Origin of the sequence: Mesorhizobium sp. M0185, from assembly GCF_040322175.1 — a bacterium.
Taxonomy (GTDB): Bacteria; Pseudomonadota; Alphaproteobacteria; order Rhizobiales; family Rhizobiaceae; genus Mesorhizobium.
Map to the genome: position 1 here is coordinate 1 of NZ_JAMYSY010000129.1, position 868 is coordinate 868.

The window sequence follows — 868 nt, forward strand, 5'->3', positions numbered from 1 at the left end:
TGTTTGGACCGGAGACATCGCGAACAGGTGTGCGAGGACATCGCGAACAGTTTCCCACCCTATCTGTTGCTTGCGTTGAGGTCGATGGTTTCTATTTTCTGGTGCCTGAACCAGGCGTCGAAGAGGCCGTCCTTGGCGGTCGGACGGAAGGCAACCGATTTTCCGGCGAAGGCTCTGCACAGGCGCATTTTGCGGCCGAGAATAGAGACGAAGCCATGCTGCTGAACGCGTCGGATAAGATCGTCCTTGGCGTATTCGAACGGCTCGACCGTTTCGCGATACTGACGCTGCGAAGCCCGGTAGCGGTCGAGCGGCACGCCGCCGTCCAGCGCGTCGTGGGGACGCTGGACGTTGTAGATATGGCGCCAGCGATCGAAGGCATCCTGAGCCTTGGCGAGATCGGCGAAGGGTGGCCCCTGCAGCGCCTCGGCCTTGAGCGAGCGATGGAAGCGCTCGTCCTTGCCCAGCGTCTGCGGATGGCAAGGCCTGGAGTGGCTGACGGCGACGCTGGCCTCGATTAGCCAGACGGTGAGCAGCGTGAAGTTGTTGCGGCCACCATCGCCCCATGGCGGGCCATTGTCGGTGGCGATGCGCCACGGCAGACCGTAGCGCCGGAAGGCCGCGATCAGGCGCGTTTGCACGGTTTGGGTGGTCTGGTCGGGGCAAGCTTCCAGCACCAGCGAGAACCGCGAATGATCGTCGAGCACGGTCAGCGGATGCAGCCGGCCGGCGCGCAACGGCACATGGCCCTTGAAGTCCATCTGCCACAGGTCGTTGGGTGCGGCATGCTCGAAGCGGATGAACGCTTTGGCGCCGCCACCGAGCGCACCCAGCTCGACGCCGTTGCGGCGCAGGATGCCCGTCACCG

The 868-nt window shown here is 64.3% G+C and carries 1 protein-coding gene; it reads right to left on the reverse strand.

Annotated features, from left to right (window positions below; all coding sequences use genetic code 11):
* Positions 1-59 precede the first annotated feature (59 nt).
* Positions 60-868: integrase core domain-containing protein (locus NKJ20_RS34050; protein ID WP_352749972.1), on the reverse strand; the 809-nt coding region annotated here is incomplete at its 5' end.